A 25,552-nucleotide genomic window follows, 5' to 3' on the forward strand; every position below is an offset into this window, starting at 1 on the left:
GTCCGGTCGTTCAGGAAATGACGGGATCGGTGATGGTGACCTTGAGGCGGACCCGGGCCGTCACAACCTGCGTCACCGGGGCCAGATCGAAGCCGGCGTCGGCCGCCTCGAACGTGGCGGCACGCATCATCGGGTGCGGGCCGTCGGTCTCGGCGTCGGCGATCTCGACGATCCGGCTCAGGGTGGAACCGACCGCCGAGGCGTACTCCCGGGCGCGGTCCAGCGCGTCGGTGACGGCCTCGCGGCGTACGTCGGCTCCCGCCCGGCTGCCCGGCCGCAGCTGCCACCAGGGTCCGGAGACGGAGACCAGGTCGCCGGCGGCGAGTTGCGCCAGCAGCCCACCGAGCCGGTCGAAGCCGCTGCCGACGCTGGGCTCACTGCCGGCTCCGGGATCACTGCCGGTGCTCGTTGCGCTGTCGGTGACGGTGACCGTCGAGGTGACCGTGCCGGAGTAGCGCACGGCTCGCTCGCCGCGCCGGTCGAACTCGGGGTGCAGCTGGATGCCGGTGCTCTCGGCGGTGACGTCGTGGCGCTCCAAGATCTCGCCCACCTCCGCGGCGCGCCGGGTGAGGCGCGACAGCACGGTGGCCTTGTCCCGGTCGGCCGCGGACACCGTCACCGAGAAGACGGCCTGCTCCGGCGGCACCTCACGGCGGGCCTCGCCGTGCACGACGACGACTGTCGCGTCCACGGCCGTCACACCTGCCACCCGCCCGAAGCCATCCCGGCTCTCACCAGGACGCGAGCCGGTCGGCGGCCGCCGCGACCCGCTCGTCGGTGGCGGTCAGGGCGATCCGCACATACCGGGCCGCCGCGGGGCCGTAGAAGGCGCCCGGCGCGGCCAGGACGCCGAGGCCGGCCAGGGCTCGCACGGTCGCCCAGCAGTCCTCGTCCCGGGTGGCCCAGAGGTAGAGCCCGGCCTCCGAGAAGGAGATCTCGAAGCCGGCCTTCACCAGGGCCTGGCGAAGCGTCTCGCGGCGGGCGGCGTACCGGGCGCGCTGCTCGGCGACGTGCGCCTCGTCCTCCAGCGCCGCCACCATGGCCGCCTGCACCGGCGCCGGCACGATCATGCCGCCGTGCTTGCGGACCGCCAGCAGCTCGCCGACCAGGGCCGGGTCGCCGCCGACGAACCCGGCACGGTAACCGGCCAGGTTGGAGCGTTTGGAGAGCGAGTGGACGGCGAGCACGCCGGTGTAGTCGCCGGCGGTCACCGCGTCGTCGAGCACCGAGACGGGTGTGGTCTCCCAGCCCAGCGAGACGTAACACTCGTCGCTGACCACGATCACGTCCCGCTCGCGGGCCCAGGAGACCACCTTGCGCAGGTGCTCGGCGGGGAGCACCCGGCCGGTCGGGTTCGACGGCGAGTTGATCCAGATCATCCTGACCCGCCGGTCCGGCCCGAGGGCGGTCAGCGAATCCGAGCGGACCACCTCGGCACCGGCCAGGCGCGCGCCGACCTCATAGGTCGGATAGCAGACCGACGGGATCACCACCACGTCGCCGCGGCCCACCCCGAGCAGCGTGGGGAGCCACGCGACAAGCTCCTTCGAGCCGATCGTGGGCAGCACACCGAGCTCTCCGGACGCGTGGCACTCACGGGCCAGCCAGCTCGCGATCGCGGCACGCAGCCGCGGCGTGCCGGCGGTCAGTGGATAGCCGGGCGCGTCGGAGGCGTCCGCGAGGGCCTGCTGGACGGCCGGTGGCACCGGGTCGACCGGGGTGCCGACCGACAGGTCCACGATGCCGTCCGGGTGCGCCGCGGCGATCGCCTTGGCCGGCTCCAGCAGGTCCCAGGGGAAGTCCGGCAGGGCCGACGACAGAGCGCTCAGTGCCCTTCTCCACGCGGCGGCTGAGCGATCACGAAAGCGGTGTCCTTGTCGATCTTGCCGACCTTGGAGGCGCCACCGGGCGAACCGAGATCCTCGAAGAACTCGTAGTTCGCGTTGGTGTAGTCCTTCCACTGGTCCGGGACGTCGTCCTCGTAGAAGATCGCCTCGACCGGGCAGACCGGCTCACAGGCCCCGCAGTCGACGCACTCATCGGGGTGGATGTAGAGCATCCGATTGCCCTCGTAGATGCAGTCGACCGGGCATTCCTCGATGCATGCCTTGTCGAGAACATCGACGCAGGGCTCAGCGATGATGTAGGTCACGGGTCTTTCCCTTCAAAGCCGCGCCGCGGAACCGCCGACGACGAATTGCAGAGCCTAGTATTCCCGCCGAGGGAGGTATTGCGTGCTCCGACAACAGGATGTGGGACACCGGGTGGTGGTACGCCGAATTGTAGGCGTAACCGGAGACCGCACGCTCTTCACGGATGCCCTCGGTGAGCTCGTTGACCTGACGGAGACCGATCTCACACTCGCCACCGCCAAGGGGACAGTCCGTGTGCCGCTGCGTGAGGTGCACCGTGCGAAGCGCGTACCGCCTGCTCGCCGCCCCGCAGCCGCCGAGGTGACGGCACTGGAACTCGCGGCCGACGAGGCGTGGCCCGCACCCGCCCGGTCCCGGCTCGGCGGCTGGATCCTGCGTGCCGCGGACAACTGGACCGGCCGCGCCAACTCGGCGCTCGCCGTCGGCGACCCGGACCGCACTCTTGAGGAAGCCGTCGACGCGGTCATCCGGTGGTACGCGGACCGGGGCCAGCAACCGCTGATCAACGCGCCGATGCCGCTGGCCGCCCCGGTGAACGCGGCCCTCGACGAGCGCGGCTGGACCGCCCGGCCACTCACCCTGGTGCAGACCACTCCCCTGACGCCGCTGCTCGCCGCGCCGGCCCGGCCCGGCCTGCCGCCGGTGGACCTGGCGGACGCCGCCTCCGACGACTGGTACGCGATGGTGGCTGAGCACAAGGGTGCTCTACCCGCAACGGCGCTGCGCATTCTCAACGGCCCGCCGGAACGGGTCTTCGCCCACGTCCGGGACGCGGGCGGCGAACTCCTGGCGGTGGCCCGCGGCGCGGTGACCGGCCCGGATCGCTGGCTCGGTGTCTCGCTGCTGCAGACCGCGCCCGCGGCACGCCGCCAGGGTCTCGGCGCGCACGTGACGCGGGCGCTCGCGCAGTGGGGTGCGCAGCGCGGGGCAACCCGCGCCTACCTGCAGGTGGAGGAACGCAACGCGGCGGCTGTCGCGCTCTACCACCGGCTGGGCTTCAGCACCCACCACACCTATCTGACCCGGGAAGCACCCCAGCCCCAGGGCCGCTGAGCGGCGGCGGACCAGCCGGGGCGAGCACAACGGCCGCGCCACTCAGCGGCGGCGGACCAGCCGGGGCACGCACACCAACCGGGCCGCTCAGCGGCGGCGGACCACCCGGCGGGGCCGTGCGACGCGGGCCTGGGTGTAGGCGGCCAGCGACCTGGACCGGTAGTCCCGGCCGAGCAGCACTGCGACGCCGTAACCGAGCGCCGCACCGAGGATCGCGCAGCCCGCGTAGATCCAGATCTGGGTGAAGAAGTCGCCCGCGCCGTTCGCGAACGGCGTGCTGCCGCTCAGGAACGGTCCGGCCAGGACGGTCAGCAGCATGCCGCCGAGGGCGCCGGACGCGATGTCGGGCAGCCAGGAGGCGAGGCGCACCCGCTGCGAGCGGACGAAGACGCAGGCACCGAGGATCAGCGCGATCAGGGTGAACATCACGATCGACGCACGGTTCTGCGCGGTGTCCGAACCGTCGAAACCGAACCGGACCACGAGCCGGGCGACCGCGTTGATCACGAACAGACCGACCGCCAGCGCCGCGATCCGGAACCAGCGTTGCTGCCTCATCCCGTCCTCCTCCACAGACGAATGCCATTGACAAGCAGACATCTTGGCGGATGCGGCACGGTGATTCCTAGACGCCAGCTGAAAGTCCGCTGTCAGTTGACCTCGGCCTGGGCGGGCGGGCGGCGGTCCGGCGCCGCCACCGGCTTCAGGATCATCTTGTACGAGTAGACGGCATAGGTCAGGCTGCCGGTCAGAATCATCACGAGCGCCACCCAGTTGTCCCCGCCGAGCAGGTAGTCGCCCTCGGCGGTCCGGGTGCCGGCGGCGGCCAGCATGAGGAGCGTCCACAACGCCCACGGGGGCCCCAGCGCCCATCGCCGGCCGGTGGTCGTCACCGCGAACCACGCGATCGCCAGGTTCGCCCCGATCGCCACCGGGATCGCGAGCGGGATCACCGCGCCACCGCCGGCCCACGGTGACTTCCCACCGACCAGGTCGGCCAGGCCACCGGCACGCAGGGTGGTGAGTTCCAGCTCGATCAGCGCGGTGACCAGGGTGGCGACGAGCGCGACGACCAGGCCGGCGACGCGGAGCACGACGTCCCACCCGGCCCACGGCTCGCGGCGGGCGGGCGGCGGCTGCTCGCCGGTCTCGGCGACGGCTTCCTCGGTCATCATCGCCGCCCCTCCGAAGCGCTCCGCTCGACCCCGGCCTGCTCGACCCCGGACGGCTCGACCCCGGACGGCTCGGCATCGGACGACTCGGCCCCGGACGGCTCGATCTCCAGGCCGGCGAAAAGGTCGTTCTCCCACCGGTAGGGCCCGGAGCCCGGCCCGCGCTCGCCCTTGACGAGGGTGTAGTACTCCACGCCCATGAACTCGCCGCCGAAGTCGCCGGCGATGCCGTAGAGCCACGAGTTGTCCGGGATCTGGGTGGCGTGCGCGCGCATCGCCGCGGTCTTCTTCGCGTAGTGGTCGGTACCGTCGATGCAGGCGGCGATCTCCGCGTCCGGCGTGCCGAACGGCAGGTCCTCGGCCTTCTCCACCGCGGCGAACGGGTTGCCCTCGGACTCCCGGAACGCCTCCATGCCCTCGAGCAGCACGCTCAGCGGCATCGCGCTCCAGTAGATCTTCTGCGGCCCGTCCGCACCGGCCAGCTCGGCCGCGCGCATCGCCACCCGGTGCGCCTGGATGTGGTCCGGGTGACCGTAGAACCCGTTCTCGTCGTAAGTGATCATCACCTGTGGGCGTACCTCCCGGATGATCTCGACCAGGTGCCCGGCCGCCTCATCCAGGTCCGCGCCCCAGAAGGCCCGCGGGTGCTCGTTCGTCGCCAGGCCCATCATCCCGGAGTCGCGGTAGCGGCCCGGGCCGCCGAGCATCCGGTGATCGGTCACGCCGAGCGCGACGCAGGCCCGCTCCCACTCCACCAGCCGGTACCCGCCGAGCTGGTCGGCGTGCGCGGCGCCGAGCTGGGCCAGCTCCGGCACGTGGATCTCGCCCTCCTCGCCGAGCGTGCACGTCACCAGGGTCACGTGGGCACCCAGCGCGGCATAGTGCGCCATGGTCGCGCCGGTGCCGATGACCTCGTCGTCGGGGTGCGCGTGGACCAGCAGCAGGCGGCGGGCGGGCAGGGTCTCGTCACTCACGGCCGATACTGTACTGGCGGCCGGCGGCGAACTCCGCGCACCAGCCCGCGGTTTGCCCCGCGCGAGACCCCCTGATCAGCGATGCTGGGACCGTGGAGTACCCGGGACTCGCCGAGCGCACCGGCGCATTCGGTCACGGCGCGCCGCATCGCGTCACCGTCGGCGGCGACGCCGCCCGCATAGTCTTCCTGCGCTCGGCCGGTCCGGACGACCCGGACGCCGCGCTCTGGGTGTTCGACCGGGACAGCCGCACCGAGCGCCGGGTGGCGCCCGGCCCGATCGGCTCGTACGCGATCGACCGCGACGCCCGGGTGGCCGCCTTCGCCCGCGACGGCGAGCTGTTCCGCGCCGACCTGATCGCCGGGACCGTCACCGCGATACCGACCGCCGAGGCGGCGTACGACCCGCGGCCGGCGCCGTCCGGCCGGGACATCGGCTACGTCACCGACCCGGGCGGTTCGGCCTCGCTGCGGGTGGTCGGCCCGGACGGCGACCGCCTGCTCGCCGGTGAGCCGGGCAACGCCTGGCGGGAGCACGGCGGCGCCATCGCGTGGGGCATGCCCGGTGCCGGCGCCGCCGCGTTCGGCCGTACTCGCGGCTGGTGGTGGTCGCCGGAGAGCGGCCAGATCCTCGCGGTCCGTACCGCCAAGGCGACCAGCCTGCACCTGCTCGACCTGGACGGCGGCTGGGTGGACGCGCACTGGGACCGGGAGACCTATCCCTACCTGGCCCAGGTGCGGTGGGAGACCGGCGGGCCGCTGATCACGGTGCTGCGCCGGTTGCAGCAGCACGGCCTGGTCCTCTCAGTCGACCCGCGGACCGGCGAGACCCAGGTGCACGCCGAACTCGCCGACGCCCGCTGGGTGGAACCGGTGCCGGGCACGCCGCGCCACCTGCCGGACGGGCGGGTGCTGGTCGGCGGCGAGCTGGCCCACGACGGGTTCGACGCCCGCTGCCTCTTCGCCGACGGGAGCCTGCTCACGCCGCCCGGCCTCTACGTGCGCCGGGTCGCCGGCACGCTGCCCCGCGACGGCGGCCCGGCCGGCTCACCCGACCTGGTGGTGGAGGGCAACCTCGGCGACCCGGCTGTGCGTGAGGTGTTCCGGGTGCGCACCGCGGTCGGCGGCGGCGGGCCGGAGGTGACCCGGATCGGCGGGCTGACCGGGCAGGACGGCGTCGTGGTCGGCGGGGATCTGCTGGTCGCCGGCGGGCAGGTGTGGTGCGGGGAGGAACGCGTGGCGACGCTGCGGTCGCTGGCGGCCCGGCTGCCGTACCGGCCGGAGCCGGTTCTCCAGCGCGTCACCGACCGGCGGTTGCCGGCGGCCGTGCTCTACCCCACCGGGCACATCGCCGGCTCCCGGTTGCCGGTCCTGGTCGACCTGGGCGCGGGGCCGGGACACCAGCGGGTGCGTGCGGACGCCGTGGCGTGGCAGGAGCGGCAGTGGTGGGCGGACGCCGGCTTCGCCGTCGTGAGCATCGACCCCAGGGGTACGCCCGGAATCGCGCCGAGTTTCGAGAAAGCGGTGCACCGGCGGCTCGCCGACGTGCTGCCGGCCGACCTGGCGGACGCGTTGCACAGTCTGCTCGGCAAGCACCCAGACCTGGACCTGGGCCGGGTGGCGCTGCGCGGGCACGGCCTCGGCGGCTGGCTGGCGGCGACGGCCGTGCTGCGCCGGCCGGAGGTCTTCCACCGCGCGGTCGCCCGCGACCCGGTCCTCGACTGGACCGACCTGCCGGCCCCGATCGCGGAGCGCTACCTGGGCGACCGGACCGACGCGGCGGACGTGTACGCGCACCACAGCCTGCGCGACGCCGGGTCGTCACCGGCGGTCCTGCTGATCGGCGCGGAGCTGCCGGGACTGCCGTCGCGGCCGGCCGCCGGGCCCGCCGACGAGCTCGCCTTCCTCCGGGCGGGCGCCTGAGCGCATAGGGTCGGTTCATGACCCACTTCGATGAAGCCGGCGCGGCGGTGCAGGCCGCGCTCGATGCGGGAGCCCGCTATGCGGACGCCCGCGTCATGGTGCGGCGCACCGAGGCGATGTCCGCCCGTGACGGCGACGTCGAGGACCTGGGCTTCGACGAGAGCGCGGGCCTCGGTGTCCGGGCGCTCGTCGGTTCCGGCTGGGGCTTCTACGCCGTACCCGAGCTCTCCGGTCCGGCCGCCCGGTTGGCCGGCCGGCGCGCCGCCCGGATCGCCGCCGCCAGCGCCTCCGTCGCCGGGTCCCCGGTCGGCCTGGTCCCGGCCGGAGCCGTCGAGGCGAGCTGGGCCAACGAGTGCGTGCGGGACCCGCTCGGTGTGCCGCTGGCCGAGAAGGGCGACCTGCTGGTCCGGGCGACCGCCGCGGCCAAGGAGGCCGGCGCCGACCTGGCCGAGGCGAACTACTCCGTCTGGGACACCCGCAAATGGTTCGTCTCCAGCGAGGGGCACCGGATCGACCAGCACATCCGGGAGTGCGGCGCCGGTGTGAGCGCCAGCGCGTTCGGCGACGGTGAGATCCAGCGGCGGTCCTGGCCGTCCTGGCGGGGCCAGTTCGGCACCCGCGGCTGGGAGCTGGTCGAGGAGTTGGACCTGGTCGGCAACGCGCCGCGGATGGCGCAGGAGGCGCGGGCGCTGCTCACCGCACCGCTCTGCCCGACCGGCGAGACCACGCTGGTGCTCGGTGGCGAGCAACTCGCCCTGCAGATCCACGAGTCGGTCGGGCACGCCATCGAGCTCGACCGGATCCTCGGCTGGGAGGCGGCGTTCGCGGGCACCAGCTGGCTCGACCTGAGCCGGCTCGGCTCGCTGCGCTACGGCTCCGAGCTGATGAACATCACCGTCGACCCGTCGTTCCCGGGTGCCCTCGGCAGCTTCGGCTTCGACGACGAGGGCACCCCGGCGGCGAAGCGGCACGCGGTGCGCGACGGCATCTGGGTGGGTGTGCTGGCGGGGCGCGACTCGGCCGCGGTCGCCGGGCTCGACTACGCCGGCAGCGTCCGCTCCGACGGCTGGTCCCGGCTGCCGATGGTCCGGATGACGAACGTCGGCCTGGAACCCGGCCCGCACACCCTGGACGAGATCGTCGCGGAGACCGCCGACGGCGTGTTCATGGACGTCAACCGGTCCTGGTCGATCGACGACCGGCGGCTGAACTTCCAGTTCGGCTGCGAGATCGGCTACGAGATCAAGAACGGGAGACTGGGCCGGATGGTGCGCAACCCGACCTACACCGGGATCGGTCCCCGGTTCTGGCAGTCGATGGACATGCTCTCCTCCGAGACCGTCGCCTGGGGCACGCCGAACTGCGGGAAGGGTCAGCCCGGCCAGATCGGGCACACCGGGCATCCGGCGGCTCCGGCACGCTTCACCGGCGTACGGGTGGGTGTCCGCGGATGAGCGCCGAGTCGCACGTGGCGGCGCAGGTCGTCGACCTGGTCCGGGAGCTGGCGGGCCGGTCGGCGGAGGTCGAGGTGCTGGTCCGGCACGACGCCGAGGCGCTGACCCGGTTCGCCAACTCGGCGATCCACCAGAACGTGGCGGACGCGACCACCGGGGTGCGGCTGCGGTTGCACGTCGACGGGCGTACCACCGGGGGCTCCACCACCGTGACCGGCCCGGACGGCCTGCGGGCGCTCGTCGAGCGGACCCTTGCCGCGGCCCGGGTGAGCCCCGCCGACCCGGCCTGGCCGGGACTTACCCCACCGGCGGCGCTGCACCTCTCGGCCGGTCACCACGGCTCCGGCGAGACCTCCGGCCTGGAGTTCGGCTTCGACGAGGCGACCGCCCGCGCCGACCCCGCGGAGCGGGCCGCCCGGGTCCGCGACTTCGTGGACGCGGCCGGCGGGCTGGAGACGGCCGGGTACTGCCGGACCGTCTACACCTCGGCCGCGTTCGCCAACAGCGCCGGGCAGTCCGCCGAGGGCCGCACCGTGGAGGCCGCGATGGACGGCATCGCCCGGTCCGGCGGCGCCGACGGGGTGGCCCGCCTGGCCTCGTCCCGGCTGTCCGGCATCGACGGCGCGGTGCTCGGCGCCCGGGCCGCGGCGAAGGCCCGGGCCGCCCGTGCGCCGGTCGAGCTGCCGGCCGGGCACTACGAGGTGGTGCTGGAACCGGACGCGGTGAAGGATCTGCTGGAGAACCTGGCCACGTTCGGGTTCAACGGCAAGGCGTTCGCGCAGCGGCAGAGCTTCGCCGAACTGGGCCGGCAGCAGTTCGACCCGTCCGTGACCATCGTGGACGAGCCGCTCGGCAGCCGCGGCGAACCGGCGCCCGGCCTGCCCTTCGACGACGAGGGCACGCCGTGCCGCTCGCTGGTCCTGGTCCGGGACGGTGTGACGACCGCGGTGACCCACGACCGCACCTCGGCCGCGCAGGCCGGCACCGGGTCGACCGGGCACGCGTCGCCGGCCTCCCGTTCGTGGGGTCCGACCGCGGGCCATCTGCGCCTGGAGGCCGCCGATGCGACGCCGGCCGGTGGTGCGGCGCCGGCCGGCCCGATCGCCGAGTCGGCCCGGCCGCTCGTCGGCCGGGTCACCCGCGGCCTGCTGATCACCGATTTCTGGTACACCCGGGTGCTCGACGCGAAGAGCCTCGTGGTCACCGGGCTGACCCGCAACGGCGTCTGGCTGATCGAGGGCGGCGAGATCGTCGCGGCGGTGGGCAATCTCCGCTTCACCCAGTCCTACCCGCAGGCGCTCGGCCCGGGCCGGGTGCTGGGCATCGGCCGCGAGTCGGTGCTGCTGCCGGAGTCCTGGGGCCGCGCCCGGTACGCCGCGCCCGCCCTGCACCTGGCCGGCTGGCACGTGACCGGGAACGCCTCCGGCTGATCGCTTATCCCATCAGTGATCATCTAAGTGATCCGGGATGGACTGGTTGTGGTCCACTTCGCATCCCCGCCCAGCGAAGTGTCGGACCTTCGGCGTAACGTGTGCCCCACATCACTGTCGCCTCGCGACGGCTGAGGTGGGGCACCGCTGTGTCCGATCCCGGCCGTCCGCGATCTGAATGGCACCTTCAGGAGATGGAATGACGACGACGGCAACGCAGCCGGGCGGCGGCGGGCGGGCCCGCGCGGCGATCACGGCGCGCACGCTGCGCACCGACCGATGGTGGCTCGCCCCCCTGATCACTTTCGTCGGCCTCAGCGCCTGGGTCACCTACGCGACGGTCCGCGTCTTCATGCACAAGTGGTTCTTCGTGGAGGAGTTCCACTACCTCACACCGTTCTATTCGCCCTGCCTCACGGACAGGTGCGGCCCGGCGGCCGAGTTCGGCACCCCGCTGCCCGATTTCTGGCTGGTGCCGGAGGCGGCGCTGTCCCTGCCGTTCCTGCTGCTCTTCCGGCTGACCTGCTACTACTACCGGAAGGCCTACTACCGGTCGTTCTGGCTGTCACCGCCGGCCTGCGCCGTGCCGGACGGGCACAAGAACTACTCGGGCGAGACCCGGTTCCCGCTGATCTTCCAGAACGCCCATCGGTACGCGTTCTACGCCGCCGTGCTGATCTCACTGCTCAACACGTGGGACGCGGTGGTGGCGCAGACGACAGGTCTCGGACTCGGCAACGTGATCCTCTGGGTCAACGTGATCATGCTCTGGGCGTACACATTGTCCTGTCATTCCTGCCGGCACATCGCCGGCGGCCGCCTCAAGCACTTCTCCAAGCATCCCGTGCGTTACCAGGTGTGGACGTTCGTCTCGAAGCTCAACACCCGGCACATGCAGCTGGCCTGGATCACGCTCGCCACCCTCGCGCTGACCGACTTCTACATCATGGGTCTCGCCGCCGGGTGGTACTCCGACCTGCGCATCATCAACTGAGGGGCCCGCGATGACCACCGCGATCGAACGACACCTGTACGACGTCGTCGTGATCGGCGCCGGCGGCGCCGGCCTGCGTGCGGCGATCGAGGCACGGCTGGCCGGCAAACGCACCGCGATCATCTCCAAGTCGCTGTTCGGCAAGGCACACACGGTGATGGCCGAGGGCGGGGCCGCCGCCGCGATGGGCAACGCCAACTCGCGCGACAACTGGATGGTCCACTTCCGGGACACCATGCGCGGCGGCAAGTTCCTCAACAACTTCCGGATGGCGGAGCTGCACGCCAAGGAGGCGCCGGAGCGGATCTGGGAGCTGGAGACGTACGGCGCCCTCTTCGACCGGACCAAGGACGGCAAGATCTCGCAGCGCAACTTCGGCGGCCACGAGTACCCGCGGCTGGCGCACGTCGGCGACCGGACCGGCCTGGAACTGATCCGCACCCTCCAGCAGAAGATCGTCTCGCTGCAGCAGGAGGACTACGCCGAGACCGGCAGCTACGACGCGCGGATCCGGGTCTTCCAGGAGACCACCGTCACCGAGCTGCTGCTCGACGGCGACCGGGTGGCTGGCGCGTTCGGCTACTACCGCGAGTCCGGCGAGTTCGTGCTCTTCGAAGCGCCCGCGGTGGTGCTGGCGACCGGTGGGGTGGGCCGCAGCTACAAGGTCACCTCCAACTCCTGGGAGTACACCGGCGACGGCCACGCCCTCGCCCTGCGCGCCGGCGGCACCCTGATCAACATGGAGTTCCTCCAGTTCCACCCGACCGGCATGGTCTGGCCGCCGAGTGTCAAAGGCATCCTGGTCACCGAGTCGGTCCGCGGCGACGGCGGCGTGCTGCGCAACTCCGACGGCAAGCGCTTCATGTTCGACTACGTCCCCGACGTCTTCCGCAAGCAGTACGCGGAGACCGAGGACGAGGCCGACCGGTGGTACGAGGACCCCGACAACAACCGCCGCCCGCCCGAACTGCTGCCCCGTGACGAGGTGGCCCGGGCCATCAACAGCGAGGTCAAGGCGGGCCGGGGCAGTCCGGCCGGTGGCGTCCTGCTGGACATCGCCAGCCGCCTACCGGCCGAGCAGATCGTCCGGCGGCTCCCGTCGATGTACCACCAGTTCAAGGAGCTGGCCGACGTCGACATCACCAAGGAGCCGATGGAGGTCGGTCCCACCTGCCACTACGTGATGGGCGGCGTCGAGGTCGACCCCGACTCGGGTGCGGCTGCCGGCCACGTCCAGGGCCTGTTCGCGGCCGGTGAGGTCTCCGGCGGGATGCACGGTTCCAACCGGCTCGGCGGCAACTCCCTCTCCGACCTGCTTGTCTTCGGCAAACGGGCCGGCGAGCACGCCTCGGCCTACGTCGACGCGCTGGACAAACGGCCCAAGCCGGCGAAAGTGGACGTGGCGGCCGCCGTCGAGGTGGCCCTCGCCCCTCTGGCGCGGACTGCGGGCGAGAACCCGTACACCTTGCAGCAAGATCTTCAAGCGGTGATGGGCGACCTCGTCGGCATCATCCGCCGCGCGGGCGAACTGACCGACGCGCTGAAACGGTTGCACGAGCTGCGGCTGCGCGTGGCCAACGTGGCAGCCGAGGGCGGCCGCCGCTACAACCCGGGCTGGCACCTCGCCCTCGACCTGCGCAACATGCTCGTCGTCTCGGAGTGCACGGCCAAGGCGGCCCTCGAACGCGAGGAGTCCCGTGGCGGGCACACCCGCGAGGACTTCCCGAAGATGGACCCGCTGTGGCGCCGGATCAACCTGATCTGCTCGATCGACGAGACCGGCGAAGTGCACCTGGAACGCAAACCGGTCCCCCGGATGCGCAGCGAGCTGCTCGACCTCTTCGACCGCTCCGAGCTCTCGAAATACCTGACCGACGAGGAACTGGCCGAGTTGGAGGCAGAATGAAACGCCACTTCCGCGTCTGGCGCGGTGACGCGACCGGCGGCGACCTGCGCGACTTCGAGGTCGAGGTGAACGAGGGCGAGGTCGTCCTCGACATCATCCACCGGTTGCAGGCCACCCAGACACCCGACCTGGCCTGCCGGTGGAACTGCAAGGCCGGCAAGTGCGGCTCCTGCTCCATGGAGATCAACGGCAAGCCGCGGCTGGGCTGCATGACCCGGATGTCGACGTTCACCGAGAACGAGACCATCACGATCACGCCGCTGCGCACCTTCCCGGTCATCCGGGACCTGGTCACCGACGTGTCGTTCAACTACGAGAAGGCCCGGGAGACGCCCGCCTTCGCCCCGCCTGCCGGCGTCGCCCCCGGCGACTACCGGATGCAGCAGATCGACGTGGAACGCAGCCAGGAGTTCCGCAAGTGCATCGAGTGCTTCCTCTGCCAGAACACCTGCCACGTGGTCCGCGACCACGAGGACAACAAGGAGGCGTTCGCCGGCCCGCGCTACTTCATCCGCGCGGCCGAGCTCGACATGCACCCGCTTGACGCACGCGGTGACCGCAAGGAACACGCGCAGGCCCACCAGGGCCTCGGCTACTGCAACATCACCAAGTGCTGCACCGAGGTCTGCCCCGAACACATCAAGATCACTGACAACGCGATCATCCCGATGAAGGAACGCGTCGTCGACCGCCGCTACGACCCCCTGACCTGGCTCGGCCGCAAAATCTTCCGCCGCGACCAGCTCGAATCCTCCGAATCCATGGCACCCACCTCCTCGGTCGGCGTCACCGGCGTCGCCGCCGGCACCCCGTTCTCCAGCGCCCGCCTGCCCGAGAACGCCCCCGTCGGCCCGGACGGCCACATGGACGTCGCCGAGCTGTCCGCCCCCATCCAGGGCGGCCCCTCCCCCTTCGGCGAAGACATCACCTTCCCCCTGCCGCCGGAGGAAATCGTCTACAACCATCCATCACCGGAGAAGGACCGCTGATCGAACGCCTGTACTAGCATGGCCCCATGAGCAGCAGCTACCAGCCCTCCATGCTCGACCTGCTTGCCGCCCCGGCCGGCGCCGCGGTGCGGGATGCCTCGGGCGGCACTGCGGCGCGGGATGCCTCGAGGGACTTCGGGGTTAGGGCCGCCTCGGGCGACGCCGAGGCTTGGGCAGCCTCGGGCGGCGCGGGGGCGCGAGACATATCGGGCGACGCGGGACTGCGGGTCGCGTCAGGTCACGCGGGGGCAGGGTCGCCGCCCTCGCCTCCCCTGCGCGACTTGCCCCCTTACCGCGATTCGCCTGCTTACCGCGATTCATCTGCTTCTGACTATTCGCGTTCTTCCGGCGATTCGTCCGGTGGGCCTGGCGGGTGGCCGGGAGACCATGCCGGCTTGGTGTCCGTGCTTCCGGGCCCGTCTCTGCTGGCCGGGCCGGACCGGCCGGCCGTGACACTCGCCCCGCTCGACGGCCTGACCCGGCACCGGCTGACCGCGGGCGCCTGGGTGGACGTGCTGCCCGGCTGGATGCGCGGATCCGACTCCGTCTTCGAAACCCTTCTCGGCATCGACTGGCGGGCCGAACGACGCAAGATGTACGACGGCGTCGTGGACGTGCCTCGCCTGCTGCGCTGGTACGGCGGCGGCGACACCCTGCCCCACCCCGCGCTCACCGAGGCGAAATCGCTGCTGAACGCCCACTATGCGAGCGAACTGGGCGAAGAGTTCGTCACCGCGGGCATGTGCCTCTACCGCGACGGCCGGGACAGCGTCGCCTGGCACGGCGACACCCACGGCCGCTCCAGCCGCCACGACACCATGGTCGCTATCGTCTCCTTCGGTTCCCCGCGCAACCTGACCCTGCGCCCCCGAGCCGGCGGCCACGAAACCCTGCGGTTCCCCCTCGGCCACGGCGACCTCATCGTCATGGGCGGCTCCTGCCAGCGAACCTGGGAACACGCCATCCCCAAGACAGCCCGCCCGGTCGGCCCGCGGGTCAGCGTCCAGTTCCGCCCCAGCGGCGTCGCCTAATGGGAGCTACCGGGTCAACCGCTGGCAGACTCGGTGCCCGGTAGCCGCCAGCAAACTCAGTGCCCGGTAGCCGCCGGCAAACTCAGTGCCCGGTAGCCGCCGGCAAACTCAGTGCCCGGTAGCCGCCGGCAAACTCAGTGCCCGGTAGCCGCCGGCAGACTCGGTGCCCGGTAGCCGCCGGCAGACTCGGTGCCTGGTAGCCGCCGGCAAACTCAGTGCCCGGTAGCCGCCGGCAGACTCGGTGCCCGGTAGCCGCCAGCAGGTGAGCGCTCCCCGTCTCCGGCTTCCCCAGCCGCACCCTCGGCGACTCCACAGAGTGCACACGATCTTGTGCCTGTCGACCTTCCGGACAAATCGGCCCCATCCACCTGCACTCGAGACGCGCCGCGCGAGGCGGACGGGCGCGGCGTGGTGTTCCGCGCTCCCGGCCCCTTGTGATCGGTGGATGACCAGCCGCGACCCGCTGCGGTGGGTCCGCGCGGCGTTGTTGATCTGCACGCGATGCGAAATTGCGGTTTCAGGTCCATGATCACAGCGATTTCGTAGCGCTAGCAGATCAACATTTCGGTATCGACGGCCCGTCCGGGTGCCGCCGGGGTCGGATCCGAGGGGACGCCGCGTTGATGCGCAGGCAGTATCGCCTGGGTGGCGATCCGAGGTGCAGCGGCCCGGGGCGGCGGCCGGGGCGGCGATCGGGGCGATCTCGTTCGCGTCACCTCGCGCCATGCCGGTAACTCGCGGTGGGCCGAGGGCGCCCGGATGGGGTGGCGGCGATGCCCACGATGCTCGAGACCCGCACACCGAGGCCGGCGGGAGGCCTCGGTGGCCGGACGACTTCAGCGTCGCGCCCGGCTGAAGCGGGAGACCGCTGCGGCGGACAGGGCGACCTCAGCCCGCGCCCGGCGCCAGGGCATGAACGTCAGCGGCCGGCGGCGCAGAGCTTGACGCGGGCGAGCGTGGGTCGGGCTGCGGGGAGCGTGCCGGGCGGGGAGCGGCGAGAGGGCCAGGTGGGTGGGAACGGCGAAGGGGCGGCTGCGGAAGGTTGCGGGGTGCCATGGCGGCCGGTGTGGGTGGGAGGGGGTTTGAGCTGCGGGGAAATCCTGCGGTAACAGGGGCATTGCAAGTGGTTGACGCGGACGGCGAGAAAGTTACACTCCTAGTGTAAATAGTTGACCATCACTCCACACAGGACTTTTACCGGTCCGGGAGGTGTCCATGGCAACAGACGATCTCGCCCTGCACAACATCACTGTCCGCTTCGGCGGTCTGGTTGCTCTTGACGATGTCTCCCTGCGCGTGGCGCCGGGGCGGATCGTGGGGGTTATTGGGCCGAACGGGGCCGGCAAGACCACGCTTTTCAATGTCATCTGTGGCTTCGTGCCGCCGTCGGAGGGGTCCCTCACACTGGACGGGCGGCCTTGGCGGCCTCGGCCGCACCAGCTGAGCCGGCTCGGGATCACGCGGACCCTGCAGGGTGTCGGGCAGTTCGCCGGCATGACCGTGCTGGAGAACGTGATGGTCGGCGTCCATGGGCGCCGCGCCGAGGAAGAGGCTTTCGCGGCGCTGGAGAGGTGCGGTGTGGCGCGGTATGCGCCGACCTTTCCGGGCGCTCTGCCCTATGCGATCCGGAAGCGGATCGAGCTGGCACGGGCGCTTGTCGCCAAGCCGCGCATCCTGATGCTTGACGAACCGGCGGGCGGGCTGGACGCCGACGAGATCCAGTGGCTCGGCGGCCTGATCAAAGAGGTCGGCACCACGGTGCTGCTGGTGGAGCACCACATGGACTTGGTCATGTCGGTCTGCGACGAGATCCTGGTCCTTGATTTCGGGAAGCCGATCGCGCTCGGCACCCCGGATGAGATCCGCCAGAACGAACGGGTCACCGAGGCATACCTCGGCACCCCCGCATAAAGGCGAGGCACCCCGCGAAACGCGAGGCACCCCGCGAAACACGAGGCACCCCGTACGAACGCGAGGCACCCCGCGGGGCTCCGCGCAAAACCTGACGACCAAACCGCAAGCCGGGCCACCTGCGCCGGCTTCGTTCGCCATACCCGAAATTTCGTGAAAACCCTGGAGGAGACGTCGATGGCAGGAGACACGACATGAGCAGCGCACTGCTGCGGGTCGAAGGCCTCACCGCCGGGTACGGCGCGGCGCCCGTCCTGCACGACGTGAACCTCACCGTCCAACCCGGAGAGATCGTGGCCGTGCTCGGCGCCAACGGGGCCGGCAAGACGACGCTGCTGCGTACCCTTTCCGGCCTGGTCCGCAGCACCGGAGGCCAGGTCGTCTTCGACGGCGCGGACCTGCGGACCACCAAGGTCGAGCAGATGGTGCGTCGCGGGATCGCGCACGTCCCGGAGGGGCGTGGCGTGGTCACCGAACTGACCGTCGACGAGAACCTGCGGCTCGGCGGTCTCTGGCGGCGCGATCAAGCCGACGCGAGACGTGCCCTCGATGAGGTGTACGAGTTGTTCCCGGCGTTGGCACAACGGCGTGCCTTCGCCGGGCACCAGCTGTCCGGCGGCGAGCGGCAGATGCTGGCGCTGGGCCGGGCCCTGGTCGGCCGGCCGCGGCTGCTGCTGCTCGACGAGCCGTCGCTGGGTCTGGCTCCGAAGATCACCGCGCAGATCATGGCGCTCCTGCGTGACCTGCGGGAACGTACCGGTCTCGCGGTTCTGCTCGTGGAGCAGAACGTCCGCAGCGCGCTCTCCGTCGCCGATGAGGGCGTGGTTCTCGCCCTCGGCCGGGTGGTGACCCGCAACCGGGCCGCGGCGCTGCGCGACGACGCCGATCTCCGTCACGCATATCTGGGGTTCTGATGAGCCAGTTCATCTATCTGACCTTCGACGGGCTGAGCCGGGGCGCGGTCTACGCGGCGTTCGCACTGTCCCTGGTGTTGATCTGGCGTGCCGCGCGAATCGTGAACTTCGCGCAGGGCGCGATGGCTGTCGCGGCCGTCTACGCGGCGTACTCGATCACGTCGGCGACCGGGTCCTACTGGCTCGGTTTCGGTGTCGCGCTGCTGGCCGGCCTGGTGCTCGGCGTCACGGTGGAGCGGGTGGTGATGCGCTTCGTCGATCATTCGTCGCCACTGAACGGCGTGGTCGTGGCGCTCGGCCTGGTCCTGGTGATCCAGGGCGTGCTCGGCATCATCTACGGCAACGAGTTCCGGCCGGTGGAGACGCCGTTCAGCCGGGACGCGTTCGAGGTCGGTGGCGTCGCGATGCTCTCCCGGTACGACCTGTTCGTCTTCGCCGCGGTGGGCGCGGTGGTCTTGGTTCTCACGCTTCTCTTCACGCGTACGGCCATCGGCCTGCGCATGCGGGCGGCGGCGTTCGCGCCGGACGTCTCGCGGCTGCTGGGGGTCTCGGTCGGCGGGATGCTGACCCTGGGCTGGGCGCTCGCCGCGGCGGTGGGTTCGCTCGCCGGGATGCTCGTCGTGCCCACCGAGCTGGGCCTGCACCCGACCGCGATGGACGTCGTCTTCGTCTCCGCGTTCACCGCCGCGGTGGTGGGCGGCCTGGACAGCCCGATCGGTGCGGTCACCGGCGGGCTCGTGGTGGGGCTGCTGCTGTCGTACGTCAGCGGCTATGTGGAGCCGACGGTCGCGCCGATGGCCGTACTCCTGCTGCTCGTCGTGGTTCTGCTCGGGAAGCCGGGCGGGCTCTTCTCCAGTTCGAGAGCGAGGGTGGCATGACCGACATGAAGACGAAGGTGGGCACGGATCCCGTACCCGCGAGCGTCTCGCAGAAGACGCGTAGCGGGCGCCGCCTCGCCCCGGTCCTGATCGTCGTGGCCGGCGCGATCCTGATCCTGATCTTGAGCTACACGCTCCCGCCGTTCCGGAACTACCAGCTCGCGACGGTCGGCGCCTATCTCTGCGTGACCGCCGGCCTGACCGTCCTGACTGGACTGAACGGGCAGCTCTCGCTGGGGCACGGCGCGCTGATGGCGACCGGCGCCTACGCGTTCACGCTGGCGCAGAACAAGTGGCTCAGCATGCCCGTCAGCTTCGTCACGGCGATCGTGGTGACCACGCTGGCCGGCGCGGTGATCGGGCTGGCGGCGGCCCGGTTGCGCGGTCCCTACCTGGCCGGTCTCACGCTCGCGGTGGCGATCGTGGTCCCGTCGGTGACCAGCACGTTCGACGGGACCTTCAACAGCGATCAGGGCCTGTCGGTGATGCTCGACCCGCCGCCGGGCACGATCCCGATGGAACGCTGGCAGGTCTGGGTCTGCTGGGCGGGTGCGCTGCTCACGGTGCTGACGCTGGCGCTGCTCGTGCGGGGCCGGTTCGGGCGGCAGCTGCGGGCGGTCCGCGACGACGAGACCGCCGCGAAGCTGGCCGGCATCAACATCGCCCGTACCCAGGTGCTGGCGTTCGTGGTGAGCGCGGTCGGCGCCGGCCTTTCCGGCGCCCTGTTCGCCGTGCTCGCGCAGAGCGTCTCGCCGGGCGCGTTCCCGCTGACGCTCTCCCTCTTCCTGGTCATGGCCATCGTGATCGGCGGGCTGGGCAGCCTGTTCGGCGCGCTCTGGGGCGCGGTCCTGCTGGTCGCCCTGCCCACGTTCGCCCAGTCGATCGCCGAGCAGACCGGCTCGCACCGGCTGGAGGGCAACCTCGCCCTGGTCGTCTTCGGCGTGGTGCTCATCGTCGTCATGCTCGCCGCCCCGGGCGGCATCGCATCAACCGGCAACACCCTCATCCGCAGATTCAGGAGGACACGATGAAACGCACCGCGACGACGTTTGTCGCCGCCATGGTGCTGCTGGCCGCGGGCTGCAGCAGCAGTGACGGCGACGGCGGTACCGGTGGCGCCGATGTTCCGGGCGTGACCGACTCGGAGGTCGTGATCGGCACCCACATGCCGCTGACCGGCCCGGCCGCGGCCGGGTACGCGAGCATCTCGCCGGCCACCAAGGCCTATTTCGACTTCGTCAACGCCAACGGCGGCGTCCACGGCCGGAAGATCACCTACAAGGTCAAGGACGACGGCTACAACCCGGCGAACACCCAGCAGGTGGTGCGCGAGCTCGTCCTGCAGGACAAGGTGTTCGCGCTGATCAACGGCCTGGGCACGCCGACGCACACCGGCGTCCTGGACTTCCTCAAGACCAACCGGGTGCCGGACCTGTTCGTCGCCAGTGGCAGCCGCAGCTGGAACCAGCCGGAGAAGTATCCGAACACGTTCGGCTTCAACCCGGACTACACGGTCGAGGGCAAGATCCTCGGGACGTACGTGAAGGACGAGCACGCCGGCAAGAAGGTGTGCTTCCTGGGTCAGGACGACGACTTCGGCCGGGACGCCCTGGTCGGCCTGGAGCAGGTCGTCGGCGCGGTCGCCGCGAAGCAGACCTACGTGACGAGCAACCCGAACGTCGGGCCGCAGATGGGCGCGCTCAAGGGCGCCGGCTGCGAGGTCGTCGTGCTGGCGACCATCCCCGGGTTCACCGCGCTCTCCATCGGGACGGCCGCGAAGATCGCTTTCAAGCCGCAGTTCGTGGTGAGCAACGTGGGCGCCGACCCGACCACCGTCGGCAAGGCCCTCGGTGCTGCCGCCCCGCTGATGGAGGGCCTGGTGGCGGCGAACTACCTGCCGCTGAGCACGGACGAGGCCAACCCGTGGATCCAGCTGTTCAAGAAGGTGAACACGGAACACAACGGTGGCGCCGAGTTCGACAACAACGTCGTCTACGGCATGTCGGTGGCGTACCTGTTCGTGCAGTCGTTGCAGGCCGCCGGCAAGGACCTGACCCGCGACGGCATCGTCGAGGCGGTCAAGAAGAACGGCTTCCAGGGGCCGGGTCTGGTTCCGCTGCGCTTCTCAGCGACGGATCACGCGGGGTACGGCGGCACGCAGCTCACCAGGATCGAAGGCGGTAAGGCGGTCTTCTTCGGGAGCGCCTACACCACCGACGACAAGGACGGCCCGGTCGCGCCGCACACGGCCACCGCCGTGACACCTCCGTCCAACGGTGTGCCGGCCGCGTAATATCTGCACTTGCTCTGCAAATACAACACTTCCAGGAGGTCGGACGATGGCGGACCAGGTAGCGATCGTGACCGGAGCCAGCCGGGGAATCGGGTTCGCCATCGCGCAACGCTTCGTCGCCCAAGGCGCGAAAGTCGCCGTGACCGGCCGCGACGCCGACGCCCTCGAAGCCGCCGTGAAGGAGCTCGGCGGCTCCGAGGTGGCGATCGGCGTCGCCGGCAAGGGCGACGACCCGGCACATCGGACCGCCGTGATCGACGCGGTCCGGGACCGGTTCGGCCCGGTCACCACGCTGATCAACAACATCGGGATCAACCCGGCGTACGGGCCGCTCGCCACCCTCGACCTGAACGCCGCCCGCAAGATGGCCGAGGTCAACCTGATCGGCACGCTGGGCTGGGTGCAGGAAGCGCTGCGCGGTGGACTCGCCGACACCGGCGGCTCGATCGTCAACATCTCCTCGGTGTCCGGGGTGCGCCCGGCGCCGGGCATCGCGTTCTACGGCACCACCAAGGCGGCCCTGATCCACCTCACCGAGGAACTCGCCCTCGAACTGGCCCCGAAGATCCGGGTCAACGCGGTCGCCCCGGCGGTCGTGAAGACCCGCTTCGCGACCGCGCTCTACGAGGGGCGCGAGGAACAGGTGGCCGCCACGTACCCGCTGGGCCGGCTCGGCACCACCGACGACGTGGCCGGCACGGTCGCGTTCCTCTGCTCGCCGGACGCCGCCTGGATCACCGGGCAGACCATCGTCCTCGACGGCGGCATCACCCTCACCGGGAGCGTGCAGTGAAACGGATCGTCGTCACCGGCGCCGGTGGGGGCATCGGCGCCGCCCTGGCCCGCCGGTTCGCCGCGGACGGCGCCCGGGTCGTGGTCAACGACCTGGACGCGGACGCGGCGAACCGGGTGGCCGATGAGATCGGCGGCCTCGCCGTGCCCGGCGACGCGGCGGACGAGGACCACGTCCGCAACCTGGTCGAGACGGCCTGGACCGAACTGGGCGGGATCGACCTGTTCTGCTCCAACGCCGGCGTGCTGTCCTCCGGCGACGAGAACACCCCCGACGCGCAGTGGCAGCGCGACTTCGGCGTGAACGTGATGTCACACGTCTACGTCACCCGGGCCCTGCTGCCCCGCTGGCTGGACACCGGGGAACCGAAGCGCCTGCTGATCACGGTCAGCGCCGCCGGTCTGCTGTCCCTGCTGGGCAGCGCGACCTACTCGGTGACGAAACACGCCGCCCTGGCCTATGCCGAGTGGCTGCGGGCCACGTACGCCCATCGGGGGTTGATCGTGCAGGCCCTCTGCCCGCAGGGCGTGCGCACCGACATGCTGACCCGCGGCAACGCCGACGGAAGTGGCAGTGCCGCGCTGCTGGCCCAGGGCGCGCTGGCGCCCGAGGAGGTGGCCGACAAGGTCGCCGCGGCACTCGGCGGCACCGGGTTCCTGATCCTGCCGCACGAGGAGGTCGCCGAGTTCTACCGCTTGCGCGCGACCGATCCGGACCGTTGGCTGGGTGGCATGAACAAGATGCAGCGTGGTTTCGAAGGCGCCAAGTGAAGGGCCTGGACCTGACGGCCCTGCAGGCCTACCTGGACAGTCCGCCGCTGACCGGCACGATGTTCGCCGGCGGGCGGTCGAACCTGACCTATGCGGTCACCGACGGGACGAACCGGTGGGTGCTGCGGCGTCCGCCGCTGGGGCACGTGCTGCCGACCGCGCACGACATGACCCGGGAGCACCGGGTGCTGTCCGCCCTGTCGTCCGCCGGGTTCCCGGTGCCGCGGCCCGTACTGCTCTGCACGGACACCACGGTTCTCGGCGCGCCCTTCTACTTGATGGAACACGTGGACGGGACGATCTACCGGGACGCCGCCCAACTCGAATCGGTGGATCTCCGCGCGCTGACGCTGCGGCTTGTCGACACCCTGGCCGACCTGCACTCCCTCGACCCGGAGAAGATCGGCCTCGGCGACTTCGGCAGGCCGGAGGGCTTCAACGCCCGCCAGGTGCGCCGCTGGAAGCAGCAGCTCGACGCGTCGCGCAGCCGGGAACTCATCGGCATCGAGGAGTTGCACGCCCGGCTCGCGACCGACATCCCGGCCGGTGGACCGGGCGCGGTCGTGCACGGCGACTTCCGCCTGGACAACGTGCTGATCGGCGACGACCTGGCGGTCCGGGCCGTCCTCGACTGGGAGATGTCCACCCTCGGCGACCCGCTCAGCGACCTGGCCCTGATGCTGGTCTACGCCGGCCGGCCGCTGCTGTTCCGGGACGGCCGGCCGATCGCACCCACCGACCTGGCCGGGCATCCGAGTCTCGACGAGATGGCCGCCCGCTACGCCGAGCGCAGCGGCCGGGACGTCGGTGACCTGCACTGGTACATCGGCTTCGCCGCGTTCAAGCTCGCCGTCATCCTCGAGGGCGTGCACTACCGATACACCAAGGGTCAGACCGTCGGCGCCGGCTTCGACACGGTGGGCGCCATGGTGCCCGAGCTCGTCGAGCAGGGCCACCGAGCGCTGGAAGGACACTGATGGACTTCGAGTTCGACGCGAAGACCGAGGACTACCGCAAACGGCTGCTCGCCTTCATGGACGAGTACGTCTACCCCCTCGAGTCCTCGTTCCACACCGACGGCTGGGAACCGCCCGCCGCCCTCGCCCCGGTGCAGGCCGCCGCGAAGGAGGCCGGTCTCTGGAACCTCTTCCTCCCCGGCGAACACGGTGCCGGTCTGACGAACCTCCAGTACGCGCCGCTCGCCGAGATCACCGGCCGCAGCCCGGGCATCGCACCGGCCGCGCTGAACTGCGCCGCACCGGACACCGGCAACATGGAGGTGCTTGCCGAGTTCGGCACCCCCGAGCAGCAGGAGACATGGCTGAAGCCACTGCTGGCCGGCGAGATCCGGTCCGCGTTCGCGATGACCGAGCCGCAGGTCGCGTCCTCCGACGCCACGAACATCGGCACCCGCATCGAGCGCGACGGCGACGAGTACGTCATCAACGGGCGCAAGTTCTACATCACCGGCGCGATGAACCCGAACTGCAAGATCTTCATCGTGATGGGCAAGACCGACCCGGACGCCGCGCGGCACGTGCAGCAGAGCCAGATCCTGGTCCCGCGGGACACCCCCGGTGTCACCGTCAAACGCGGCATGACGGTCTTCGGTTACACCGACGGGGACCACGGCGGGCACGCCGAGATCCTTTTCGAGAACGTACGCGTACCGGCGACCAACCTGATCGGCGAGGAAGGCGGCGGTTTCGCCATCTCCCAGGCCCGCCTCGGCCCCGGCCGGATCCACCACTGCATGCGGCTGATCGGCATGGCCGAACGCGCCCTGGAACTGCTCTGCACCCGGGCGCTGACCCGCAGCCCGTTCGGCAAACCGCTGGCCGAGCAGGGCGTCGTCCAGGACTGGATCGCCGAGTCCCGCGTCCGGATCGAACAGGCCCGGCTGCTGGTGCTCAAGGCGGCCTGGCTGATGGACACGGTCGGCAACCGGGGCGCGCACACCGAGATCCAAGCCATCAAAATCGTGGTGCCATCCACCGTGGAATGGATCATCGACAAGGCGATCCAGGCGCACGGCGCGGCCGGGACCAGCCAGGACACGCCGCTCGCGGCGCTCTGGGCGTCCGCGCGTACGCTACGACTCGCCGACGGTCCGGACGAGGTCCACAAACGGTCACTGGCGCACCGCGAGCTGAAGCGATACCGGAGTTCTTCGTGACCACACCACCCCGCGTCGACGGTCGCACCGCGCGCTCCGAACGGACCCGCAACGCGATCGTCGACGCCCACCTCCGGCTGATCAGCGAAGGCGACCTGCGGCCCACCGCCGACCGGATCGCCAAGCTGGCCGGAGTCTCGCTGCGCGCGCTGTGGAGCCACTTCGCGGACATGGAAGCGCTGATGACCGCGAGTGGTCAGCGCGTCCTGGAGCAGCGGGACACGTCGTACCGTCCGATCCCGGCCGGCCTGCCGCTGGCCGACCGGATCGCCGCGTACTGCGAGCAACGCGCCCGGCTGCTGGAGGAGATCGGTCCGGCGGCACGGGCCTCGGCACTGAAGGAACCCTTCTCGGCCGGGCTCCAGCACTACCGCAGGATGCACGTGGCCCGGGTCCGCGACGAACTCACCGAGACGTTCGCGACCGAGATCGGTCAGGACGAGGAACTGCTGAACGCCCTCACCTCGATCAGCCAGTGGCCGACCTGGTCGACCTGGCGTGACGTGATGGAGATGTCGGTGGAGGCCTCCCGGGCGGCGCTGCAACGGGCCGTCACGGCACTGCTGACCCCGGCCTGACCGGCCCCGGTCCGCCCTGGCGAGATGTTGATCTGCTAGTGTCCTGCGCCACAAATTCGCCTGATAAGTGGTGTAGCGTGGTGAGATGCCAAGGACTGGGCGCCCTGTCGCACCGTTGACGCTGTCAGACGAGGAACGCGCGACGTTGCTGCGCTGGGCCC

Annotated in this window: 24 protein-coding genes; 18 read left to right on the forward strand and 6 right to left on the reverse strand. The window is 71.0% G+C overall.

Going from position 1 to position 25,552, the window contains the following annotated elements:
* Positions 1-10 precede the first annotated feature (10 nt).
* From LPA41_RS17450 to fdxA, 3 genes are read right to left on the reverse strand one after another with little or no spacing between them, the layout of a single operon-like run.
* A complete protein-coding gene (locus LPA41_RS17450) occupies positions 11-700 on the reverse strand; it encodes an SIMPL domain-containing protein (RefSeq protein WP_229071508.1) in 690 nt (229 codons plus the stop codon).
* Between the two features lie 31 nt (positions 701-731).
* Positions 732-1,829, reverse strand: coding sequence for a succinyldiaminopimelate transaminase (gene dapC, locus LPA41_RS17455; RefSeq protein WP_229071581.1), 1,098 nt, complete (start codon positions 1,827-1,829; stop codon positions 732-734).
* Positions 1,826-2,152: a ferredoxin gene (gene fdxA, locus LPA41_RS17460; protein ID WP_174262351.1), complete on the reverse strand. Its 327-nt coding sequence runs from the start codon at positions 2,150-2,152 to the stop codon at positions 1,826-1,828. The genes dapC and fdxA overlap by 4 nt, the downstream gene beginning before the upstream one ends.
* Positions 2,153-2,234: 82 nt before the next feature.
* Here fdxA and LPA41_RS17465 point away from each other — a divergent pair, with 82 nt between their 5' ends.
* Positions 2,235-3,206, forward strand: a complete 972-nt coding sequence (locus LPA41_RS17465; RefSeq protein ID WP_229071510.1) for a GNAT family N-acetyltransferase — start codon at positions 2,235-2,237, stop codon at positions 3,204-3,206.
* Positions 3,207-3,293: 87 nt separating this feature from the next.
* Here the strand turns inward: LPA41_RS17465 and LPA41_RS17470 are convergent, their stop codons facing one another.
* From LPA41_RS17470 to mshB, 3 genes are all read right to left on the reverse strand, one after another.
* Positions 3,294-3,764 (reverse strand): hypothetical protein, encoded by a 471-nt coding sequence (locus LPA41_RS17470; RefSeq protein WP_229071512.1) that lies wholly within the window; start codon positions 3,762-3,764, stop codon positions 3,294-3,296.
* A 92-nt stretch (positions 3,765-3,856) separates the two neighbouring features.
* Complete coding sequence (locus tag LPA41_RS17475) at positions 3,857-4,381, reverse strand: hypothetical protein (protein ID WP_229071513.1); 525 nt, start codon at positions 4,379-4,381, stop codon at positions 3,857-3,859.
* Positions 4,378-5,352 (reverse strand): N-acetyl-1-D-myo-inositol-2-amino-2-deoxy-alpha-D-glucopyranoside deacetylase, encoded by a 975-nt coding sequence (mshB, locus tag LPA41_RS17480; protein WP_229071515.1) that lies wholly within the window; start codon positions 5,350-5,352, stop codon positions 4,378-4,380. Before mshB ends, LPA41_RS17475 begins: the two co-directional genes overlap by 4 nt.
* Positions 5,353-5,531: 179 nt before the next feature.
* On the opposite strand from mshB, the gene LPA41_RS17485 reads away from it, so the two are divergent.
* The 17 genes from LPA41_RS17485 to LPA41_RS17565 all read left to right on the forward strand — a co-directional run bounded on the left by LPA41_RS17485 (position 5,532) and on the right by LPA41_RS17565 (position 25,391).
* Positions 5,532-7,274 carry a prolyl oligopeptidase family serine peptidase gene (locus tag LPA41_RS17485; RefSeq protein ID WP_374238170.1) on the forward strand — a complete coding sequence of 581 codons (1,743 nt, stop codon included), beginning with the start codon at positions 5,532-5,534 and terminating at the stop codon, positions 7,272-7,274.
* A gap of 17 nt (positions 7,275-7,291) precedes the next feature.
* Positions 7,292-8,728 carry a TldD/PmbA family protein gene (locus LPA41_RS17490; RefSeq protein WP_229071519.1) on the forward strand — a complete coding sequence of 479 codons (1,437 nt, stop codon included), beginning with the start codon at positions 7,292-7,294 and terminating at the stop codon, positions 8,726-8,728.
* Positions 8,725-10,158 carry a TldD/PmbA family protein gene (locus LPA41_RS17495; protein WP_229071521.1) on the forward strand — a complete coding sequence of 478 codons (1,434 nt, stop codon included), beginning with the start codon at positions 8,725-8,727 and terminating at the stop codon, positions 10,156-10,158. Before LPA41_RS17490 ends, LPA41_RS17495 begins: the two co-directional genes overlap by 4 nt.
* Positions 10,159-10,357: 199 nt before the next feature.
* A complete protein-coding gene (locus tag LPA41_RS17500; protein WP_229071523.1) occupies positions 10,358-11,152 on the forward strand; it encodes a hypothetical protein in 795 nt (264 codons plus the stop codon).
* A gap of 10 nt (positions 11,153-11,162) precedes the next feature.
* On the forward strand, positions 11,163-13,058 hold the full coding sequence (locus LPA41_RS17505; protein WP_229071525.1) for a fumarate reductase/succinate dehydrogenase flavoprotein subunit: 1,896 nt from the start codon (positions 11,163-11,165) through the stop codon (positions 13,056-13,058).
* The gene (locus LPA41_RS17510) at positions 13,055-14,047 is read left to right on the forward strand and encodes a succinate dehydrogenase/fumarate reductase iron-sulfur subunit (RefSeq protein WP_229071526.1); all 993 of its coding nucleotides are present in this window, start codon (positions 13,055-13,057) and stop codon (positions 14,045-14,047) included. The genes LPA41_RS17505 and LPA41_RS17510 overlap by 4 nt, the downstream gene beginning before the upstream one ends.
* A gap of 404 nt (positions 14,048-14,451) precedes the next feature.
* On the forward strand, positions 14,452-15,078 hold the full coding sequence (locus LPA41_RS17515) for an alpha-ketoglutarate-dependent dioxygenase AlkB (protein ID WP_374238171.1): 627 nt from the start codon (positions 14,452-14,454) through the stop codon (positions 15,076-15,078).
* A gap of 1,215 nt (positions 15,079-16,293) precedes the next feature.
* Positions 16,294-16,989, forward strand: coding sequence for an ABC transporter ATP-binding protein (locus LPA41_RS17520; RefSeq protein ID WP_229071531.1), 696 nt, complete (start codon positions 16,294-16,296; stop codon positions 16,987-16,989).
* Between the two features lie 194 nt (positions 16,990-17,183).
* The gene (locus LPA41_RS17525; RefSeq protein ID WP_229071533.1) at positions 17,184-17,903 is read left to right on the forward strand and encodes an ABC transporter ATP-binding protein; all 720 of its coding nucleotides are present in this window, start codon (positions 17,184-17,186) and stop codon (positions 17,901-17,903) included.
* Positions 17,903-18,781, forward strand: coding sequence for a branched-chain amino acid ABC transporter permease (locus LPA41_RS17530; protein WP_229071535.1), 879 nt, complete (start codon positions 17,903-17,905; stop codon positions 18,779-18,781). Before LPA41_RS17525 ends, LPA41_RS17530 begins: the two co-directional genes overlap by 1 nt.
* On the forward strand, positions 18,778-19,812 hold the full coding sequence (locus LPA41_RS17535) for a branched-chain amino acid ABC transporter permease (protein ID WP_229071537.1): 1,035 nt from the start codon (positions 18,778-18,780) through the stop codon (positions 19,810-19,812). The genes LPA41_RS17530 and LPA41_RS17535 overlap by 4 nt, the downstream gene beginning before the upstream one ends.
* On the forward strand, positions 19,809-21,074 hold the full coding sequence (locus LPA41_RS17540) for an ABC transporter substrate-binding protein (RefSeq protein WP_229071539.1): 1,266 nt from the start codon (positions 19,809-19,811) through the stop codon (positions 21,072-21,074). The genes LPA41_RS17535 and LPA41_RS17540 overlap by 4 nt, the downstream gene beginning before the upstream one ends.
* 46 nt (positions 21,075-21,120) lie before the next feature.
* The gene (locus LPA41_RS17545; protein ID WP_229071541.1) at positions 21,121-21,867 is read left to right on the forward strand and encodes an SDR family oxidoreductase; all 747 of its coding nucleotides are present in this window, start codon (positions 21,121-21,123) and stop codon (positions 21,865-21,867) included.
* Entirely contained in the window at positions 21,864-22,637 is a 774-nt protein-coding gene (locus tag LPA41_RS17550) for an SDR family oxidoreductase (protein ID WP_229071543.1), read from the forward strand. Before LPA41_RS17545 ends, LPA41_RS17550 begins: the two co-directional genes overlap by 4 nt.
* Entirely contained in the window at positions 22,634-23,614 is a 981-nt protein-coding gene (locus LPA41_RS17555; protein ID WP_229071546.1) for a phosphotransferase family protein, read from the forward strand. Before LPA41_RS17550 ends, LPA41_RS17555 begins: the two co-directional genes overlap by 4 nt.
* Entirely contained in the window at positions 23,614-24,813 is a 1,200-nt protein-coding gene (locus LPA41_RS17560) for an acyl-CoA dehydrogenase family protein (protein WP_229071548.1), read from the forward strand. Before LPA41_RS17555 ends, LPA41_RS17560 begins: the two co-directional genes overlap by 1 nt.
* Positions 24,810-25,391, forward strand: coding sequence for a TetR/AcrR family transcriptional regulator (locus LPA41_RS17565; RefSeq protein ID WP_229071550.1), 582 nt, complete (start codon positions 24,810-24,812; stop codon positions 25,389-25,391). Before LPA41_RS17560 ends, LPA41_RS17565 begins: the two co-directional genes overlap by 4 nt.
* Positions 25,392-25,552: the final 161 nt, after the last annotated feature.

This window comes from Actinoplanes sp. DH11, assembly GCF_020873875.1.
Classification (GTDB): domain Bacteria; phylum Actinomycetota; class Actinomycetes; order Mycobacteriales; family Micromonosporaceae; genus Actinoplanes.

Coding starts and splice junctions, on each gene's coding strand:
- LPA41_RS17500 (WP_229071523.1), top strand. CDS start 10,358: ATGACGACGACGGCAACGCAGCCGGGCGGCGGCGGGCGGGCCCGCGCG.
- LPA41_RS17510 (WP_229071526.1), top strand. CDS start 13,055: ATGAAACGCCACTTCCGCGTCTGGCGCGGTGACGCGACCGGCGGCGAC.
- LPA41_RS17540 (WP_229071539.1), top strand. CDS start 19,809: ATGAAACGCACCGCGACGACGTTTGTCGCCGCCATGGTGCTGCTGGCC.
- LPA41_RS17525 (WP_229071533.1), top strand. CDS start 17,184: ATGAGCAGCGCACTGCTGCGGGTCGAAGGCCTCACCGCCGGGTACGGC.
- LPA41_RS17495 (WP_229071521.1), top strand. CDS start 8,725: ATGAGCGCCGAGTCGCACGTGGCGGCGCAGGTCGTCGACCTGGTCCGG.
- LPA41_RS17505 (WP_229071525.1), top strand. CDS start 11,163: ATGACCACCGCGATCGAACGACACCTGTACGACGTCGTCGTGATCGGC.
- LPA41_RS17560 (WP_229071548.1), top strand. CDS start 23,614: ATGGACTTCGAGTTCGACGCGAAGACCGAGGACTACCGCAAACGGCTG.
- LPA41_RS17535 (WP_229071537.1), top strand. CDS start 18,778: ATGACCGACATGAAGACGAAGGTGGGCACGGATCCCGTACCCGCGAGC.
- LPA41_RS17470 (WP_229071512.1), bottom strand. CDS start 3,764: ATGAGGCAGCAACGCTGGTTCCGGATCGCGGCGCTGGCGGTCGGTCTG.
- LPA41_RS17545 (WP_229071541.1), top strand. CDS start 21,121: ATGGCGGACCAGGTAGCGATCGTGACCGGAGCCAGCCGGGGAATCGGG.
- LPA41_RS17475 (WP_229071513.1), bottom strand. CDS start 4,381: ATGATGACCGAGGAAGCCGTCGCCGAGACCGGCGAGCAGCCGCCGCCC.
- LPA41_RS17520 (WP_229071531.1), top strand. CDS start 16,294: ATGGCAACAGACGATCTCGCCCTGCACAACATCACTGTCCGCTTCGGC.
- LPA41_RS17530 (WP_229071535.1), top strand. CDS start 17,903: ATGAGCCAGTTCATCTATCTGACCTTCGACGGGCTGAGCCGGGGCGCG.
- LPA41_RS17490 (WP_229071519.1), top strand. CDS start 7,292: ATGACCCACTTCGATGAAGCCGGCGCGGCGGTGCAGGCCGCGCTCGAT.